This is a genomic window from Falsihalocynthiibacter sp. BN13B15 (genome assembly GCF_041205415.1).
Classification (GTDB): domain Bacteria; phylum Pseudomonadota; class Alphaproteobacteria; order Rhodobacterales; family Rhodobacteraceae; genus Falsihalocynthiibacter; species Falsihalocynthiibacter arcticus.
Window position 1 is genome coordinate 381,631 of record NZ_JBGFCE010000002.1, and the last position, 17,284, is coordinate 398,914.

At 52.7% G+C, this 17,284-nt stretch carries 18 protein-coding genes; 8 read left to right on the forward strand and 10 right to left on the reverse strand.

The features are described 5' to 3' along the window. Positions 1-41 precede the first annotated feature (41 nt). A complete protein-coding gene (locus tag AB9F26_RS04445; RefSeq protein ID WP_335584740.1) occupies positions 42-362 on the reverse strand; it encodes a hypothetical protein in 321 nt (106 codons plus the stop codon). A 438-nt stretch (positions 363-800) separates the two neighbouring features. Here AB9F26_RS04445 and AB9F26_RS04450 point away from each other — a divergent pair, with 438 nt between their 5' ends. Continuing rightward, a complete protein-coding gene (locus tag AB9F26_RS04450) occupies positions 801-1,175 on the forward strand; it encodes a glycine zipper family protein (RefSeq protein ID WP_039001195.1) in 375 nt (124 codons plus the stop codon). Positions 1,176-1,264: 89 nt separating this feature from the next. Here AB9F26_RS04450 and AB9F26_RS04455 read toward each other — a convergent pair whose 3' ends face one another. From AB9F26_RS04455 to AB9F26_RS04465, 3 genes are read right to left on the reverse strand one after another with little or no spacing between them, the layout of a single operon-like run. Next, a complete protein-coding gene (locus AB9F26_RS04455) occupies positions 1,265-1,645 on the reverse strand; it encodes a GtrA family protein (protein WP_369767376.1) in 381 nt (126 codons plus the stop codon). Next, the gene (locus AB9F26_RS04460; protein ID WP_335584742.1) at positions 1,645-2,649 is read right to left on the reverse strand and encodes a glycosyltransferase family 2 protein; all 1,005 of its coding nucleotides are present in this window, start codon (positions 2,647-2,649) and stop codon (positions 1,645-1,647) included. The genes AB9F26_RS04455 and AB9F26_RS04460 overlap by 1 nt, the downstream gene beginning before the upstream one ends. After that, a complete protein-coding gene (locus AB9F26_RS04465; protein ID WP_369767377.1) occupies positions 2,650-4,161 on the reverse strand; it encodes an ArnT family glycosyltransferase in 1,512 nt (503 codons plus the stop codon). 336 nt (positions 4,162-4,497) lie between these two features. Here AB9F26_RS04465 and AB9F26_RS04470 point away from each other — a divergent pair, with 336 nt between their 5' ends. Beyond that, the gene (locus tag AB9F26_RS04470; protein WP_369767378.1) at positions 4,498-5,325 is read left to right on the forward strand and encodes a MipA/OmpV family protein; all 828 of its coding nucleotides are present in this window, start codon (positions 4,498-4,500) and stop codon (positions 5,323-5,325) included. 69 nt (positions 5,326-5,394) lie between these two features. Here AB9F26_RS04470 and yghX read toward each other — a convergent pair whose 3' ends face one another. Beyond that, entirely contained in the window at positions 5,395-6,282 is an 888-nt protein-coding gene (gene yghX, locus AB9F26_RS04475) for a YghX family hydrolase (RefSeq protein WP_335584745.1), read from the reverse strand. A 285-nt stretch (positions 6,283-6,567) separates the two neighbouring features. Here yghX and AB9F26_RS04480 point away from each other — a divergent pair, with 285 nt between their 5' ends. From AB9F26_RS04480 to AB9F26_RS04495, 4 genes are all read left to right on the forward strand, one after another. Beyond that, a complete protein-coding gene (locus AB9F26_RS04480) occupies positions 6,568-7,509 on the forward strand; it encodes a hypothetical protein (RefSeq protein WP_335584746.1) in 942 nt (313 codons plus the stop codon). A 455-nt stretch (positions 7,510-7,964) separates the two neighbouring features. Further along, positions 7,965-8,960 (forward strand): TRAP transporter substrate-binding protein, encoded by a 996-nt coding sequence (locus AB9F26_RS04485; protein WP_369767379.1) that lies wholly within the window; start codon positions 7,965-7,967, stop codon positions 8,958-8,960. Positions 8,961-9,023: 63 nt separating this feature from the next. Next, positions 9,024-9,515 (forward strand): TRAP transporter small permease, encoded by a 492-nt coding sequence (locus tag AB9F26_RS04490; protein ID WP_369767380.1) that lies wholly within the window; start codon positions 9,024-9,026, stop codon positions 9,513-9,515. A 2-nt stretch (positions 9,516-9,517) separates the two neighbouring features. After that, on the forward strand, positions 9,518-10,828 hold the full coding sequence (locus tag AB9F26_RS04495) for a TRAP transporter large permease (RefSeq protein WP_039001201.1): 1,311 nt from the start codon (positions 9,518-9,520) through the stop codon (positions 10,826-10,828). Positions 10,829-10,845: 17 nt separating this feature from the next. On the opposite strand, the gene AB9F26_RS04500 is transcribed toward AB9F26_RS04495, so the two are convergent. Continuing rightward, positions 10,846-11,619, reverse strand: a complete 774-nt coding sequence (locus AB9F26_RS04500; RefSeq protein ID WP_369767381.1) for a DeoR/GlpR family DNA-binding transcription regulator — start codon at positions 11,617-11,619, stop codon at positions 10,846-10,848. Positions 11,620-11,788: 169 nt separating this feature from the next. Between AB9F26_RS04500 and AB9F26_RS04505 the strand changes: the two genes are divergently transcribed. After that, entirely contained in the window at positions 11,789-12,751 is a 963-nt protein-coding gene (locus tag AB9F26_RS04505; RefSeq protein WP_369767382.1) for an SIS domain-containing protein, read from the forward strand. Next, on the forward strand, positions 12,748-14,043 hold the full coding sequence (locus AB9F26_RS04510; protein WP_369767383.1) for a D-tagatose-bisphosphate aldolase, class II, non-catalytic subunit: 1,296 nt from the start codon (positions 12,748-12,750) through the stop codon (positions 14,041-14,043). The genes AB9F26_RS04505 and AB9F26_RS04510 overlap by 4 nt, the downstream gene beginning before the upstream one ends. A 45-nt stretch (positions 14,044-14,088) precedes the next feature. Here AB9F26_RS04510 and AB9F26_RS04515 read toward each other — a convergent pair whose 3' ends face one another. The 4 genes from AB9F26_RS04515 to AB9F26_RS04530 are packed head-to-tail and all read right to left on the reverse strand — an operon-like array spanning position 14,089 to position 17,268. Further along, entirely contained in the window at positions 14,089-14,580 is a 492-nt protein-coding gene (locus AB9F26_RS04515) for an SRPBCC domain-containing protein (protein WP_335584752.1), read from the reverse strand. Then, positions 14,573-14,938, reverse strand: coding sequence for a helix-turn-helix transcriptional regulator (locus AB9F26_RS04520; RefSeq protein ID WP_039001205.1), 366 nt, complete (start codon positions 14,936-14,938; stop codon positions 14,573-14,575). Before AB9F26_RS04520 ends, AB9F26_RS04515 begins: the two co-directional genes overlap by 8 nt. Positions 14,939-14,991: 53 nt before the next feature. Beyond that, a complete protein-coding gene (locus AB9F26_RS04525) occupies positions 14,992-16,122 on the reverse strand; it encodes a CaiB/BaiF CoA transferase family protein (protein ID WP_369767384.1) in 1,131 nt (376 codons plus the stop codon). 12 nt (positions 16,123-16,134) lie between these two features. Beyond that, on the reverse strand, positions 16,135-17,268 hold the full coding sequence (locus AB9F26_RS04530; protein ID WP_369767385.1) for an extracellular solute-binding protein: 1,134 nt from the start codon (positions 17,266-17,268) through the stop codon (positions 16,135-16,137). Between the last annotated feature and the right edge of the window lie 16 nt (positions 17,269-17,284).

Genomic DNA, 17,284 nt, shown 5'->3' on the forward strand with positions numbered 1-17,284 from the left:
GACCGGCAGGGGGGCATCGACGTTTGGGTTTTCCGTCCTCGTTAAAATACAGTGGTTTTTTGTGCCACGACGACAGGTCCGAGGCAGTCGGTTACGATGGCGTAAAATCCGCTTACAACGACGTGCGTTCCAATCGGAATTTCTGGCGAAATATACGAAATAGCGATGAGCGTTCCGTCTTTGGTTTTGATTTGCGGGCAGTCAACGCCATTGGCCCGCGTAACAAGGGAGCCGGAAACCGTCACCTGTTCACGGCCATTATTCTGTGCGGTTATATTCTCACCCGATGCATGGCGGACAAAGAGGCTTGCACTCAATACCGCCAAAACAAGGCAGAGAATGGATGATGTTTTCCTAATCATCTGATAGTTCCGCCCATTTCATTTATTAACAATGTGTTAACATGTAGGCTGAGAGGGCGGTTTAATCCATATTGTTTTGACCAACGCGCTTTCTAAGTAATTAAAATTTTTTGTTCTTGCTCAGACGGCAGTTGGTATTGGGAATTTTTCTTCCGCTTGAAATAGCAATTTTTTGCTGAAGGTTAGGGCTGATATCCAATTTCTTCGGGCTGATATCCGATAACAATGGCACGTGATGTTGGGAAAGCATCTGCTCTAATAGTTTGAAAGGTAAGGGTAATTTGCCGTTTTTGCGACCGCTACGGCAGGCGCTCCATTTCGAGAAATTGAGTGGATTGCTCCTAGTGGTTAGGCTAGACTGGTTTCAGTCAACGTATGCTGAGGAAACCCCTCAGTGAACAAGATACCAAGGTCATCAAAATTCTGAAGGGAATTAACATGCTCAAACTTACGAAAATTTCAGTCGTGCCACTTCTATTCTTGGCCACCGCATGTACGAATACAGGGGCGGGTTATACGCCGATCATCGACGGGCCAGTGAGTGCAAACTACAACTACGATCTCTCGCAATGTCAAAACCTCGCGGCCTCCCAGCCACTTGTTGACGAAGGTACTATCGGTACGGTCGCAACAGCTGCTGCCGTTGGTGGCGCCGCATCCGCGATTTCAAAAGGGAGCACGTACCAATCTGGCCGTGGTGTCGCAATCGGAGCGCTCGTCGGCGCTACTGGGAGCGCACTCCAGAACAACTCTAACCGCGAAGTCTTGGTTAGAAACTGTATGCGCGGCCGCGGCTATAACGTCGTAGGTTGATCGATCTAAGCTGTGCGTCGCATGGCTTAAACACGAAGCGTTTCTAAAGACGTCCTTATCGCCGCTGCCTAGGAATAGGTGGCGGCGAACTAGTGTGAGGGACCGTTGAAAACCCAGCGCCTGCTCAACAGATATGTGAAACCCGCGACCAAAAGAGTGGCCAAAGCGAGGGCGCTCGACGGGGACATAAGATTGAGCCCGACAAAACTCGCCAAGATCAATTCATTCAGCAAAAACCCGAGCGCCGACGTTGTTAAGAAACGAGGTGCCGTCTTGCCCAAGGGGAGGTTGTGATTGTTAAAGGTGAAGCTGTGGTGGCCCCAAAAACTCACAATAAGCGCGGTAATATAGGCGAGGAAATTTGCGACCAAAGGGTTCAATCCAAACCGAATCCACAGGATGCCAACCGTGATATGAACCAAGGTTGCCAAGCCGCCAACGAGTCCGAATTTCAGAACACTTTTGAGCATCAATCGTCCTGATTTTCTGGTCGTGAAATCTCGGCGACAATGAAGCCGGGGCGGCCTTTGACCTCGGTGAAAACGCGCGCAAGGTATTCGCCAATCACCCCAATTGAGATCAACTGAATCCCCCCCAAAAAGAAGATCGCGACGGTAATCGTAGCGAAACCGGGGGTATCAACGCCCCAAATGATGGTTTTGGCGAAGATCCAAAGGCCATATAGAATTGAGAGAATAGCCAAAACACTCCCGACACCCGTCCAAACCCGCAGCGGGAAATTGGTGAAGGAGGTAATACCCGTGAGGGCCAGTTTGAAAAGGGCGCTGAAACCAAAACTTGAGCGCCCAGAGGTGCGTTGTTTCATTTCAATAGGGACAGCCTTGGTCTTGAAACCAATCCATCCATATAGCCCTTTCATGAAGCGGTTACGTTCGGGTAGGGCACATAAAGCATCGACAACATTACGGTTCATCACGCGAAAATCACGGGCGTCTTGCGGGATGACAACATCGCTTCCCATTGATAGCAGCTTGTAAAACGCCGAAGTAAATAAACGTTTTGGAACGGATTCATCGTCGCGATTTCCGCGCACAGCATAGACCATTTCATAGCCATTTTTAAGCTCGCCCAGCATTTCTTCTAAATAGGAAATGGGTTCTTGCAGGTCTGCGTCGATGATCGCCACGATATTGCCGGTGGACGCGCTCAACCCCGCCGAAATCGCGTGCTCCTTACCAAAATTGCGCGACAACCGCAGGACCGAAACGGGGAAATGCTGGCCCATGTTGCTTGCGGTTTTGAAGGTGGCGTCGGCACTTCCGTCATCGACAACGATAATTTCAGTGGAAATATTGAGGCGCACCACTTCCGACATGATCGCATTGATGGTCTGCTCAATATTGCCTTCCTCATTATGCGCAGGCACCACAATGGAGAGGTCGGGTAGGTGGGGATTCACCGTCAATTCTGACGTGTCGATTGCGGGGGCCTTATGTGTTTTCGTGGCATTCATCTAATTACCCTCAATTTTTTCGATCAGAACGGCTTTGCGCCCGAATTCACCAAGGTATGTGAACCTGTCACCGAAGGCCTGTTCAACCTCCGCTTTCTGCCGCGGTTCGACAAGAAGGACATCGGCCTTACCATTGTCAGCTAGGCCGGAAATCGCATCGAAATCCGCCAAAACCTGAACCTTGCCTTTGGTGTAAAACTCAAGAGAATAACTTCTGCCACCCAAAAGGTTAAAGACGGGGGCCTCAACGCGTTGGGATGCGATTTTGACAGTCAATTTGTGGGAGCGAAGGTCCAGACTGTCGGGAGAAATCGCAAGGACGGCACAGAGCAGCACAAAGACGCCGATCATGAGTGCCATCCCAGAGCCAAACAGAATGCGCACTGTTTTCGTCGGTGTGGCGCCAAAAATATCGATGGTTAGTATCGTTAACAACAACGCCGCGGCGGGCAGGCCGGGGAGGACGTAGGACGCCAAAATGTTGGCCGCAGGCGTAAAGAGGATCATCGGCGCGATGGTCCACAGAAGCAAGTAGGAGCGAAGACCCGCGCTATCCAGCCTGAACGCCGCGCGCAATTTACGCGGGAAAAACAACACGTATCCGCCAATAAGCGACCACGGCAAAGCCGCCAAAATCCAACCCAGCCAAATGCTGCCCTTGGCGCGCGAATGTCCCGACCCGTATAAATCGCCTTGCCACCCTGAGACAACAAACCGTTCATAATGCTCGCCGATAATGAAATACCGCAGGAAGCCGGGTGTTTTCTGCTCGGCGAGATAGTACCACGGCGCAGTGAGGACGACGGCAAGCAACATCCCCGTAATCCACGGCAGGTTTTTCAAAACACGCCAGCGCCAGCCGATCAGCAGCCAAAGGAAAATTGGGATGCCCGTGAGGACAACCGCAACAGGACCCTTAGCCAGCATGCCAATTGCGAGCCCGACAAAGAAGAGATGCCCTGCGATACGCGCCGCTTTGCCCTGTGTCGTAATCGACCAAAACGCCATCATCGAGAGAGTCGTTCCAAAAGCCATCGCTAAATCGGTCATAACAAATGCCGACGCCCCGAAAAACAATCCCGTAGACGACAAAACGCAAACAGAGATCAAGGCGGCATTGGTGCCAACAATGGTTTTGGCCCACTTATAGAAGAAAAGGAGCAGCAAGAGCGCGGCTAAAAATATAAAAATTCGCGCGCCAAATTCGTTTTCGCCAAAGAGGTTTATACCCGCAGCGGAGAGCCATGTATGTAGCGGCGGTTTGCCCCAAAACGGAATGCCGTAATCAAACTGTGGGGTGATGAAATCGCGGGTTTCAATCATCTTGCGGGCGATCTCACCATAGCGCGACTCGGTGGTATCCGTCAGCGGCAATAGAAAGATCGCGACGATTCGTGTGATGAAAAGCAGGAACAGGCTACCGTAGATATACGGCAAATAGGTCACTTTGAGGTGGAGTGCGGCCGGTCCAGGCTCGTTTTGCACGGTGTTTGCGTCGCCGAAAGAAGCCATGATGTTCCCCAAGTCTAAGGGAAGCTTCCTGCATTCCCAGTTTTTTGGAAAGTCTAAGCGAAGGGGCGTGTCGCAACAATCAACAATTTTCCCCTAGAAAATAAATGGTTACGGTTTTGAACAATGTAAATGTGTTGGACAGGATAGATCAATACAAGGGACGCGGGGCTTATGATCCCCGAAGGTACCGATAGTAAAACAAGGGTATGTGTTAGAAATACCCATCTGGAAAACTCTACATAAGGGGTGGATTTCTATAAGTTACTTGTTCGTGCTTTGTGATAGGATTGAGGCTGGTTATTCCGGCTTTCTTCTCAAATTCAACAGGGGTTTCATTTGGCTCGCTTCAAAATTTCCGACACGCGCATCTGGATTACGCTGGGTGCCTCGTTGCTCGCTTTGCCGGCTGTGGCGCAAGAAACCCTCAGTGTTTTCGACGAGAATGGGTATTTGGATTCTGCGGACCCAGATATGGTTATTGGGATACGACTTGGCGCTCAAAGAGAGTCGGCGTATTTCGGGTCTTCAGATTTGGAAAACGGACCGGGAGGTTCGGTTCGATTTGACTATGTTCGGTTCCCGAATGGGTTTGAGTACGGATCAGGACAGACCGTTGGATATCGGACTGGCTGGGGCTTACGCGGCTCGGCACGGTTTATCGGCGAACGGAATTCGGCGGATTACCCTGAGTTGGCCGGCTTATCGGATGTGGATTGGACACAGGAATTTGGCTTTGGGGTTGGCTACGAGGAAAAACATTTTCGCGGCTTTGCCGATGTTAGATATGGCTTCTTTGGGCACCAATCCTTTGTCGGCGAGGCTGGTTTTGACGTTATAGCAACTCCCGCCGAAGGGTGGACACTGACGCTCGGCCCCCGATTGCTGATTGGGAGCGACAAATATACCCAGACATATTTTGGGGTCACAGCGGACGAGGCCGCCGCGAGCCAATATTCTGAATACGACCCGAATGGCGGACTCGTTTCGGCTGGCGTGGTGTTGGGCGCGCGGTACGATTTCAACGAACGTTGGGGGATTGAAGCTGTTGCTGGTTATAGTCGTTTCATGGGCGACGCTGGGAATTCGCCAATCGTCCTTGGCGGGTCGGACGAAAGCCTGAAAATCGAAGTCGGCATTACACGTCGCATCAGCGTCGATTTCTAAAGGTTTCGATTAAAACATTGCCACAAAATCTCATAGGCACCGGCATTTACGCAGATGCCTATGATGAGCTTAATTTAGGTATTTTTCGAAATGGGCGAGGGTGCGATCCCATGCCAGTGTTGCTGCGGCCTCGTCGTAGCGCGGCGTTGTGTCGTTATGGAACCCGTGATTTACGCCTTCATAAATGAACGCCTCGTAGGTTTTCCCTTCCGCAGTCAGAGCGGCCTCATAGGCGGGCCAACCTGCATTCACGCGCTCGTCCAATTCACCGTAGTGGATGAGGAGGGGGGCCTCAATCGCGGCCACCTCTTCGGCCGTGGGTTGGCGTCCATAGAAAGGCACAGCCGCCGCCAGATTTGGATAGGCCACCGCCAATGCATTAGACACACCGCCGCCATAACAGAAACCCACAACCCCAACTTTGCCCGTACTTTGTTCGTAATCCACAAGGAATTCGAAGGCGGCAAAGAAGTCTTCCATCAGTTTGGTGCTGTCGAGTTCTTTTTGCATGTCGCGCCCGTCGTCATCATTTCCGGGATAGCCGCCAAGCGGTGTCAATCCGTCGGGGCCAAACGCAAGAAACCCCGCCTTGGCCAGTCGACGCACGACGTCTTCGATATAGGGGTTTAAACCGCGATTTTCATGCACAACCAAAACGGCGGGGAGCATTCCAGTAGCACCGGCCGGCTTTGCCATAAGACCTTTGATTGTACCATGACCTTCGGGGCTTTCATACTCCACCGTCATCGTTTCAATGTCGGGGTCATCGGGGGCAACTTGTTGTGCAAGTGCATAATTTGGTTGCAAACTTTCAAGGACTGCCGTGGCAGCGACACCCGCCGCAGCATAACGGGTCGCATTGGACAGGAACTCTCGTTTTGTCATTTTCCCATGAACGTATCCGTCGTATAATTCGAGTAATTTCGGGTTGAAATCAGATGCTTTTTTCCGGTTCATTTTAGGAACTCCCAATGTTGTTGAATGTCAAAATACAGCGTTCAAAACACAAAAATAGGCCATTGTTGAGGATTTGGCCAAGCCCAGATTATGGTCGAATTCTCACCGGAGTCCACTTATTTTCTGGCTCCAATAGGGGGTCTCAGGGTGCATTGGGTGTCGGATATAGCCTTTACAGAGTGTGCGTTGCGTTGCAATTATCGTTTCAAAACGGTCCTATGGGGCAATAGTTGACCGCCAATGCGTGGGCTCTCAAAGGGGGGCGAAAGGTGCAGGTGTAGATAATTGGAATCTAGTTTTACAAAATTCAAAGACCGTATCTGGTTTTCCGTTGATCGCGGGACAAAACGCCTCGCAACGGCACCCAAGCCTTTTCAAGATGTTGGGTATTCCATCGTTCGGAGCGTGTTGTGGGCTGCATATTACCTACCGGGCAGTCCGCTCAAGGAAACAGCTTTGAGGTTGTCAAAGGTTGTGTCGCAAGGCCCGCCACGACGGATATATCGAGGTTTCGTAGAGCGATTTATTCTGGCGTTACGTCGGATGGAGCGCTTGCGGTTAGGGAAAACGGATGAAATTGATCAACTGCTCGTGATCCCAGAAGAGGCGCGGCTTAAAGCGTCACTACAGGAAGGCAAGGGCGTGTTGCTGGTCATGCCGCATTGTCATGGTTCGGTGCTGATGGTGCGCGCCTTGGCCGCGCGCTACCCAACGTTGATGCTCGTGCGCGAACCCGCAAAAGAGTCGCGCGCGATCACACAGCGGCCATATTACACTCATATCGGCTGTGAGTTATTTGACGTGCGGCGCAACAGTGATGCGCTTGTGGCGCGCGCGGTGCTCAAGGCACTTCGGCAAGGCAAGATCGTGGTCGGTGTGGTGGATCGGATCAAAACGGCGCCCCCTGTCGATGCTCCTGTCAACAAGAACACCGATACTGTCCGCGCTATCGTTTTTGGGGAGGCAGCGGGGGTTGTGGGGTGGCCTGCTCGGTTTGCTGCAAAATGTGATGCCGCAATCCTTCCGGTGATGGTTGAGCAAACGGCCGAATATTTGACGCTGCATTTGGGCGACGTTATCACACCGACGGATCCCCTTGAAACCACTCAAAACTGGATCGCCGCGCTTGAACCGCTCCTCCGCAGATTTCCTTGCGACTGGGGGTTTGTATACGACAAACATTGGGCTCGGTTGCTGCGTAAGGCAACTAAATCGTCACATTCCTAGATTTTGGGTCGGTTACAAATATTTACAAAAAATAGATTTTTTATCTTTTCCCCCACGTCTTGAGTGGAATTTGCGACCTTTTCGAAGCCCGATAGTGCGGCGTTGGTCGGGGAACCATTTGACAGCGGATGGTTTGGCCAATTTCTGGTGCGGCCGTTGCAGTTCTGAATGCAGGTCCGCTATGTCCCTTTATTTTATGTGCCTAGTCGTGATGGCCAACAGGGCGTGGAAATTGTCACGGCTTCCTATGACGTCTGGGAAGTGAGCCCTTTAATCAATGGGACCATTTTGAAAGGGTTGGCTAGAAATGGTGCTTGCCCAAAATATGTGGATCGACATGTTTATTTTCCAAAATTTAACAAATTTTGTTGACGATTTACAAATATGACGCTTATAGATGTTGGCGACGCCGCTCAACATTGAGGGAGTCACATATAGTTTCTAGGGAGGAATACATGTCTTTTTACAAATCTTTTAAGTGCATCGCAGTTTGCGCTGTGTCGGCGTCAGCGCTTTTCGCTTCTGCCGCCGTTGCCGATACGATCACGTTGCGCGGCGCGAGCATGTTTGATGAAAATCATGCCTATACAAAAACACTGAGACAGTTTGAAGAACTCGTGGCTGAATCATATGATGGTGATGTTGAGTTTGATCTGCGCTTGAATGGCGAGCTTGGGGACGAAAGCGACTTCGTGACGTTCTTGCAGCAGGGTGTTGCGATCGATTATGCCGTTATGGCGCCGTCCAATATGGCTGTTTTTGCCCCATCGATCCCCCTCATGGATATGCCGTTCCTTTTCCGCGATTTGGACCATTGGAATGCAGCCCTCTCAAGCGGTGTTATGGCACCCCTCGAGGATGAGTTGCTTGAAAAAGCTGACATCAAAATTATCGGTTATACGGGGGGCGGTGTCCGCAATTTGGCGTCCGCAGAGCCGGTCAAGGATATGGCCGATTTGATGGGTCACAAGATGCGCGTCATGGGCGCTCCGATCCAAGCGCAAATCTTCTCTGCGATCCAAGCAGCACCTTCGGCAATTGCCTATAACGAGGTTTATAACGCGATTCAGACAGGCGTGATTGCTGGATTTGAAAACGAAGCGGCGTCGATCCAGAACCTCAAGTTCTACGAAGTCGCACCAAACATCACGTTGACCCGCCATGCCATCACGGTGCGGCCCATCGTTATGAGTGGCAAAACTTTCCGTAAACTTCCAGAAGAGCTTCAAGCCGCGGTTCTTCAAGCGGGTGCCGAAGCTGGCGCATTTGGTCGCAACTTGGAAAGCACCGAAGATGGTCTCAAAATGCAAGAGATGATCGATGCGGGCCAAATTACCGTTTTAGAGTTTGCTGATCGCAACAAATTGTTGGAAATGGTGATCCCCGTACAGGACGCATATGCGACCGAATTGGGCGCGACCGACCTTCTTAAAGCAATCCGCGAGCAATAATCGCTCTCTTTGCCCCCAACGTTTTCAAGCGTTGGGGGTTCATCCATTGATCGGTAGGGCCCTATGTTCGGACGCTTTCTAGATACCTTCTGCAACGGTCTTCGTTTCTTACTCGGTTTCCTTGTTGCCGCTTTGGCAATTCCGGTCGGGATGCAAGTCATAGCGCGCTATACTGGCATTATCCCTGTCTATCTTTGGACCGAAGAACTGGCGACATTCCTGTTTGTCTGGGTGGTTATGATCGGAGCTATGGTCGCCGTTTGGGACGGAACTCATTTTGATGTGCGCGTTATTCCTGACGCCAGAATTCCACTGCTCAAGCTCATTCAAAACGGATTTGTCCTTGTTATGGTCGGAGCATTTGCCGTTATTTTCGCGTGGTACGGGATCGAATACGCCAAGTTTGGCTACATTCAAAATTCGGTCATGATGCGTGCGAATATGATGATTACCTATATTTCAGTCCCAATTACCGGTGTAGTTTGGATGTTTTTCACGGGCTATCGCCTGTATGAAGCTGTCGCGGAATACCGCGCTTCTACTCAGAAAGTTTAAGCATGATTGTTTCAACCGGTCTCGCCTGTGCCATTCTTGTGGGCGGGTTCATTTTCCTCGTTGCGATGCGCATTCCCGTCGCTTTTGCGCTTGGGATCGCGACAATCCCAATCGTCTTGCTGGATTTGCGGTTGACCCCGTTCATCGTTTTGGACCGGATGTTTCAATCTTATAACTCGTTTATTTTGCTGGCTGTGCCTTTCTTCTTACTTGCGGCCAACTTGATGAATTCGGGGAAAATAACCGATAAGCTGATCGACCTTGCGCGCGTTTTGACGGGCTGGATGCCTGGCGGCCTTGGGCATGTGAATGTCGCCGTGTCGATGCTTTTTGCCGGAATTTCAGGCTCCTCAACGGCCGATGCGGCGGGTTGTGGAAAAATCCTAATCCCCGCCATGGTCAAAGAGGGCTATGACACACGGTTCGCGATTGCGCTCACGGCATGCTCATCGGTGATGGGCGTTATTATTCCGCCGAGCATCTTGATGATCGTCTGGGGCGGAGTGATGCAAACCTCTGTCGGCGCCTTGTTTTTGGCGGGTGCGACACCGGGGTTAATGATCGGCGTCGCCTTGATGGCCACGGTCTATGGCTATGCCAAAGTTTATGATTACCCCATCATCGGTAAGCCCAGCCTGTGCGATATTTGGCATGCATTTAAGGGCTCGTTCCTTGCTTTAATGACTCCCGTTTTGGTCATTGGCGGCATTGTTGGCGGTATCGTTACCCCAACAGAAAGCGCCATTATTGCGGCCGGTTACTCCTTGATCCTTGGCATGTTTGTGTATCGGACCGTTTCGGTGCGCGACCTTGGTCATATCTTCTATGACACGGGGCGGTTCGCGTCGATTTCGCTGTTTGCGATTGGGACGGCTTCTGCGTTCGGGTGGCTTTTGGCCTTCTTTAACGTGCCGCGCCTGATCGTGGATTTCATGACGAGCCTTGAGTTCGGATCGTTCGGAACCGCCCTCGTGATCGCTGGCCTGTTCCTTTTCTTTGGTTTGTTTATTGATGCGATCCCAACGATTATCATTCTGGGCACGGTTCTGTTGCCGGTTGCAACTGCCGCCGATATCCATCCAATCGTCTTTGCGATTATCGGCATCGTCTCTCTCGCATTTGGCCTCGTGACGCCGCCCTATGGATTGTGTTTGCTGATATCTGCGTCGATTGGCGGCATGAATGTGGTGCAGGTGATGCGCGATGTTGTGATTATTCTACTGCCAATGCTCGCGATCCTGCTTCTCATCATCGTGTTCCCAGAGATCGCGCTGTGGCTGCCAAAAATGGTCATGCCCGAAACCTTTAACTAGGGGCCCGAATTGCGCATCTAGGCGTCCACATCAGCCAATTTGAATGTGAGGCCCGCGCGCGCAATGTAGCCAGCAAGTGGACTTTCTAGGCTGCATTCGGATATCAATGTGTGTTTGGCATCAAGCCGCGCGACGGCATGTGTTGCGCGGTGTCCAAACTTGCTCCTATCGGCTAAAACCGTCACATTCGCGCTGCGTTTAATCATTTGCGCGTTCATTGCGGCCTCTTCGGATTCTAGGCTGGTGAGGCGGCCCTCGTCGTCTATTGCGGTAGCGCCGAGGAACAAACGATCAAACCAAAGCCCCTCCATCATCGCAATCGCGGACGCGCCGACCATCGAAAGGTTTTCGGCACGCACGCGCCCGCCAATGAGGGTGAGGTCGACATGGGAAATATGCGCAAGCTCTTGGGCGGCAACCAGACCGTTGGTAAAAATTTTAACGGGTGAATTCATATTGCGAATATGCGGCACCAATTGCAGGACGGTTGTACTCGCGTCTAAAAACAGCGTTTCGTCGGGCTGGATTTCCTGCGCGGCAACATAGGCGATGGCGCGTTTCGCCTCGATCTGCGCCTGTTCCCGTGCCGAAAATGCCAGTTCCTTGTGCGCCCCTGTCGCGATGCGCGCGGACCCGTGCCGCCGCTCTATTTTGCCCATTTGCTCTAATTCGATCAAGTCTCGCCGCACAGTCGCGAGCGAGGCTCCAAGGGATGTCGCGATGTCTTGAACGGATGTTTGCCCCTTAGCCAAAAGGAGCAGGAGCAGGTCAGAATGGCGGTCAGTTGTCATAAAGTCCCCGTTTCTTTTAGTTTTGACACAGGAATGCGTCAATTTCAATCATAAATATGATTGACTGTGATCTTTATTTGCGTATTTTGGAGAAAACCTGATGCCACGGGGTGACGCCTGTGACGCAGTCGAAGGCAAGCGCGCCAAAGTTTAACATAAGGAAACCAATATGAACCCGACGCTTGAAGGCATCTTTGGACAATTCCAATACTGGCGCGCAGCTCAAATGCCCGCGCCGCTTTCGCCCATGAACGGTACGCGCGTGATTGTTGGATGCGGCACGTCCTACAATCTTGCGCTGGCGGTCTCCGCCGCGATGAATGCCAACGGTCTTCGTGCCATTGCCGTACCCGCTGGCGAATGGATCGTGCGCCCACAGGCCTACCTCGCGAAGGGGTCGGGGGACGTCGAAGTTATCGCCCTTTCTCGCAGCGGTGAGACCACGGAAACGGTTCAGGCCGTGCGGGCTAGCCATGCGCGCGGGCAAAAAACGATTGGCGTTACCTGTGCTCCGAAGTCCGCGTTAAGTGGGGTCGCATCCATCGCGGTGGAGTTTGAAACGCATCCCAGCGAGGGGATTGTTATGACCTCATCTGCGAGTTTGATGCTGTTGGCGGGCTACGCGATGGCGGGCCTAAAGGTCGACGATACTTTGGCAGGTCGCGCTGAGGAAACCATGCGGGCCTTGGATGCGGTTCCCGTGGACGCCTACGCCAAGCGCACACATTTTGTTTTTCTCGGGGGCGGTGCAAATTACGGTGTTGCGCTCGAAGGTGCGCTCAAGCTTCAAGAAATGGCGATCTGTTACACACAGGCTTTTCATCCGGGCGAATACCGGCACGGCCCGATCAGCCTCGTTGACGAACGCACCGCTGTTGTGATGCTGTACCATGAAGATACCCGCGCTGATGAAACGGCGTTGGTTCAGGAACTACAGGCAAAAGGCGCTTGGGTTCTAGGGCTTGGCGGCGCTGGGGATGTTTCGCTTGATGTTACCAGTGCAGGGGATTTATCGGGTGTTGAGTGCCTTCCCGCGCTGCAATTGTTAGGCGAACGCTATGCCGCCGCGCAAGGAATCGACACAACGACGCCGCGCCACCTCACCAAAGTTGTCATGTTGGAGACACAATGAAACACGCCCTAGATCACTTGCTCGCCCTTCCAGAACAGCACAACCAAGAAGACTTTGCTGGCATTACGTCCGTTTGCAGCGCCAATGCGATGGTCATTGAGGCGAGCCTTTTGGAGGCGGCCGATAATGGCGGATTTGTTTTGATTGAGGCAACCTGTAATCAGGTCAATCAGGACGGCGGATACACAGGCATGACGCCACAAGACTTCCGCCAATTTGTGGCGGGTATTGCGGCCAGCGTTGATTTTCCCCTCGATAGCATCCTGTTTGGGGGTGATCATTTGGGGCCGAATCCATGGCGCAAACTTCCCGCATCCGAGGCCATGGCAAAAGCCTGTGAAATGACGGCAGCCTATGCCCGCGCGGGGTTTTCCAAAATCCACTTGGACGCGAGCATGGCCTGTGCGGATGATGTAAATCCGTTGCCGCCAAAAACCGTCGCAACACGCGCAGCAGAACTGGCGAAGGTGGCCGATGATGCGGCCCGCGCCGAAGGACATTTGCCGCCCGCCTATATCATCGGAACCGAAGTGCCGGTACCCGGAGGCGCATCAGAAGAACTCGACACACTCGAGGTTACGACCTGCGAGGATGTAAGCGAAACCATGGTTTTGCATCAGAATGCCTTTGCAGCGCTTGGTCTTGAGGAGGCTTTTGCCCGCTCCATTGGCGTTGTCGTGCAGCCGGGTGTGGAATTTGGCCATGCCAACGTTATCCACTTTGTTCCAGAAAAAGCGGGCGCACTCAGCACGTGGCGCAAGGAATACGCGCGTGTGGTTTTTGAAGCGCATTCAACCGATTATCAAACGCCGCAAGCCCTGCGCACGCTTGTAACGGGCGGTTTTGCCATCCTCAAAGTGGGGCCGGGGCTGACGTTTGCATTGCGCGAAGCTTACTACGCGCTTGATCAAATCGCCGGGGAAATTTGCGAGGGGTATGACGCAGGAACCTTGCCCGCAAAATTAGAGCAGATCATGCTGGCGCAACCCGAATACTGGCAGGATTATTACACGGGCACCAAGGCCGCCCAGAAAATCCAGCGGCACTATAGTTATAGTGATCGCATCCGCTATTATTGGACGAATCCAGAAGCCGTCAAAGCGGTGGATGCGCTATTTGGTGCACTCGAAGGTCTGCAAATTCCAGAGACGTTGATCAGCCAGTTTATGCCATGTCAGTATCAATCGGTTGCCCTTGGTGAGACTCCCGCACTTGCCAAAGATTTGGCCCTCGCAAGTGTGAGGCGCGCGCTTGCCCCTTATACTAACGCCTGTCGGAATAGTCTTGGATAGTCATTAGAGATATAAGGGCCGAAGCGATTTGGCCCTTAATCTTGGTTAAGTCTTCTCGGAAATCAACGTTTGGAGAAGATCAAAGCCCTTGCCCCAACCGTTGTCCATGTTGCTCATCATTTTGGTGAAACAGGCAATTTCTGCCTCCGTTGCGTCCACGGGAATTTGCTCCAACTGCACTTTGGTTTTGTCACCTTTGTCGGAAAAGGAAACCGTTGTCAGAAGCGTTTTGGGCCAGTCAGGCATCATTTGGCTGGGCTGAATGTTCCAGTCCTTATCCGTGGAGGAGTGGTTCCACACCATCCGTTTGGCCGTTTCTACTTCGATAAAATCCATTCGGCTGAAATCAGATTTTTCACCCCATTTCATCTCATTAAGCCAGCGCCCGCCCGCCTTGGGATCAAACTCATGGATGATCGTTTCAACACCCGGACCGTACCAAACAGCCAAAAGTGTTGGATCCGTCCACGCTTTCCAAATCTTGGCAAGGGGGGCCTCAAATTCGCGATTATACTGGTATACTGGGAGGTTACTCATGGTCGTGGGTGTCCTTTCCGTCGTCATTTAGTGTTTCTAATAGGTGGTCGAGTTGGTCAAAACTCACCCCCCAAAACCGACGAAATTCTGTTAGCCAGTTCATGGCCTCTTTCATTGGTTCCGCTCGCAGGTACGCAGGCCGACTTTGTCGGATTTGGCCGCGCGCAATTAGCCCGGTGTTTTCCAATATTTTTAGATGTTTTGAAATCGCCGGTTGGCTGACATTAAACGGCGCAGCCAGTTCTTTGACCGTCGCTTCCCCATGGGCCAGACGGGCAAGAATGGCGCGGCGCGTGGGGTCCGCAAGAGCCGAAAATACTGCATCTAGGGTTGTTGCTTCATAGCTAATTGGTTTCATAACCAAAAAGTTATATTGCAGGAAAGGCTGTGTCAACTCCCAGCATGCGTTGTTTATTCCCGTTCTAGGAGCTTATTATTGGCGCCCAAAAGCGGCGCGGCACCTAGCGCTTTGGGACGCACCCCATCAATGCGCAGCGGCGCGGAAAGTGTTTTGAAATGTTTGCCACCACGTTCCAAATCGGCAATCATATCAAGCTCCTGTAGCACGCCAGACCCCATCAATCCGTTCCAATCCATCACGGGGGCGGCCCAAATATCGGCTGCGATCATGGCCGTCATCCAATGATCGGTGGTGTTCAAAAGCAAATGATTTGCCAGCTCCGCTTTGATTGAATCGCGATGCTTGAAGGGGTCAAGATCGTGGAACGCTGCGTCAAGATCGAGGCAGTCGCACAGGTGTTTGAGGTCGTTCATCGCCACCGCGATATGCCCATCCTCGGTGCGATACACGCCGTAGGGGGCGGATAGATAAGCGTGGGCGGGGTTGTTGTTGGGGCGTTGGGGCAGCATGCCGCCATCATTGAGGAAGGTGGTCAAAAGCTCGAACTGAAGGTCGGTGACCGCTTCAATCAAGCTGGTTTCCACAAGGCCGCCTTTGCCAGTGCGTTCGCGACGGAACAAAAGCGCTAGGAGGCCTTGTGCAAGGGCAGCCCCTGCGAGAATGTCGGCAATCGGCAGGCCCATTGCCACGGGTCCGTCGGTGCCGCCACCTGACAGCCACATGATGCCGCTGCGGGCCTGCGCCAGTAAATCCTGACCGGGCAGTTTTTGCCAGTCATGTCCAGTTCCGTAGCCCGAGATCGAGCCGTAAACGATATCGGGTTTGCGGGCTTTAACGTTTTCATAGCCAAGGCCAAGGCGCTCAATCACACCCGGTCGGAAGTTTTGGATCACCACATCCGCGCTGTCGACAAGCGCCATGATTTTCTCGCGATCGGCGTCTTGTTTTAGGTCCAGCTCGACCGAGGATTTGCCGCGATTGATCGCATGGAAAATCGTGCTTTCGCCGTCGATCATCACATTGGAAACATAGAGATAACGCGACAAGTCGCCTTTGCCTTTGCGCTCCACTTTGATAACTTCGGCCCCCATGTCGGCCAGCCGCAACGAAGCATAAGGCCCCGCGAGGAACTGGCTGAAATCAAGGATGCGGATACCTTTGAGGGGGGCGTCGTAGGTCATGAAACGGTCTTTCTAAGCGAAGCTGGCGGCATAGCGCGCGTTGAGCGCCTGCATCGCGTTTGCGGGTGTGGTTTTATGTTGCAGAACATCGTTGACGATGGTGGAGCCGTCTTCCTGAAATCCCATATAGCCATCATGACGAGGGCGTAACCACGCGGATTCGTGGGTTTGGCGGGTGTTGAAATAGGCGTCCATGACGGGCGCGTTGACGGCCTCGTTGCCCCACGCCACCGCGTTTCCCGGTTGGCCATTCGATTGGGTATAGAGCGTGCTTTGACAGTCCGCCCCCGCAACCCAAAGCGCGAAGTCGATACAGATTTCGGGGTGTTTTGTCTTGGCGGAAACCGCGAGACCTGTGCCGCCAAGAGCGGAGCCAATGGGGCCCGATTTTCCGAGGGTCGGGATGTCGGTGAAGGCAATGCGATGGGGGCGATAGGCCGCGTCGCTGTATCCTTTATAGAGGTAAATAAAGGGCGATGTGTGGAAACGATCTTCGGTGGCCATGACGTCAAGTATCGCGATCGGGTCCATATCAAAACACATGGGATCGACATGGTCGGAGACCGCCAAGAGGGCCTCAAACACTTTTTCCCCGACTTGCGCGTTCACGATCTCGTCGGGGGAGGAGCCGCAGGGATGGCCGATATTGGCCGCAAGTGTATAGAAATTCATCAAGGTATGAGGCGAACGAAGCGCCCAAAGCAGGGTGCCCTCGCGGGCACGATCAACGATTTGCGCCCATGTTGTGGCGCGCTCGGTAAGGTCAGGGCGGCAAGCTTGCACCTGTGTTGCGGCGTCGACGGGCAGGGCCCATTGGTGGCCGTGCAGGTTATAACTGATGTAGCTTTTGCCGAGGGTTTCGTTTGCCAGCGCTGCGAGGCTGGCCTCAGATGCGTGTTGGTCAAATGCCAGCAAGTGACCTTTGCCTGCGACTGAACCAACATGCGGGTGGTCAATAATCATCAGATCATAGGCGGCGGCGAGTTCGTCAACGGGGGTGATTTCAAACCCCTGAAGCGAGCGTTTATCCCATGTAATCGAGACATGCGGATGTTTTTGCGAAAAGGCATGTGCGGCGGCGACCACGGGATCGTATCCGCGCGGGTCGGACCAAGTCATGCCTTTTAGGTGGATAGTTGTGCTCATTTTACTCTCCGGTTTT

Coding starts and splice junctions, on each gene's coding strand:
- AB9F26_RS04445 (WP_335584740.1), bottom strand. CDS start 362: ATGATTAGGAAAACATCATCCATTCTCTGCCTTGTTTTGGCGGTATTG.
- AB9F26_RS04450 (WP_039001195.1), top strand. CDS start 801: ATGCTCAAACTTACGAAAATTTCAGTCGTGCCACTTCTATTCTTGGCC.
- AB9F26_RS04455 (WP_369767376.1), bottom strand. CDS start 1,645: ATGCTCAAAAGTGTTCTGAAATTCGGACTCGTTGGCGGCTTGGCAACC.
- AB9F26_RS04460 (WP_335584742.1), bottom strand. CDS start 2,649: ATGAATGCCACGAAAACACATAAGGCCCCCGCAATCGACACGTCAGAA.
- AB9F26_RS04465 (WP_369767377.1), bottom strand. CDS start 4,161: ATGGCTTCTTTCGGCGACGCAAACACCGTGCAAAACGAGCCTGGACCG.
- yghX (WP_335584745.1), bottom strand. CDS start 6,282: ATGAACCGGAAAAAAGCATCTGATTTCAACCCGAAATTACTCGAATTA.
- AB9F26_RS04485 (WP_369767379.1), top strand. CDS start 7,965: ATGTCTTTTTACAAATCTTTTAAGTGCATCGCAGTTTGCGCTGTGTCG.
- AB9F26_RS04490 (WP_369767380.1), top strand. CDS start 9,024: ATGTTCGGACGCTTTCTAGATACCTTCTGCAACGGTCTTCGTTTCTTA.
- AB9F26_RS04495 (WP_039001201.1), top strand. CDS start 9,518: ATGATTGTTTCAACCGGTCTCGCCTGTGCCATTCTTGTGGGCGGGTTC.
- AB9F26_RS04500 (WP_369767381.1), bottom strand. CDS start 11,619: ATGACAACTGACCGCCATTCTGACCTGCTCCTGCTCCTTTTGGCTAAG.
- AB9F26_RS04505 (WP_369767382.1), top strand. CDS start 11,789: ATGAACCCGACGCTTGAAGGCATCTTTGGACAATTCCAATACTGGCGC.
- AB9F26_RS04510 (WP_369767383.1), top strand. CDS start 12,748: ATGAAACACGCCCTAGATCACTTGCTCGCCCTTCCAGAACAGCACAAC.
- AB9F26_RS04515 (WP_335584752.1), bottom strand. CDS start 14,580: ATGAGTAACCTCCCAGTATACCAGTATAATCGCGAATTTGAGGCCCCC.
- AB9F26_RS04520 (WP_039001205.1), bottom strand. CDS start 14,938: ATGAAACCAATTAGCTATGAAGCAACAACCCTAGATGCAGTATTTTCG.
- AB9F26_RS04525 (WP_369767384.1), bottom strand. CDS start 16,122: ATGACCTACGACGCCCCCCTCAAAGGTATCCGCATCCTTGATTTCAGC.
- AB9F26_RS04530 (WP_369767385.1), bottom strand. CDS start 17,268: ATGAGCACAACTATCCACCTAAAAGGCATGACTTGGTCCGACCCGCGC.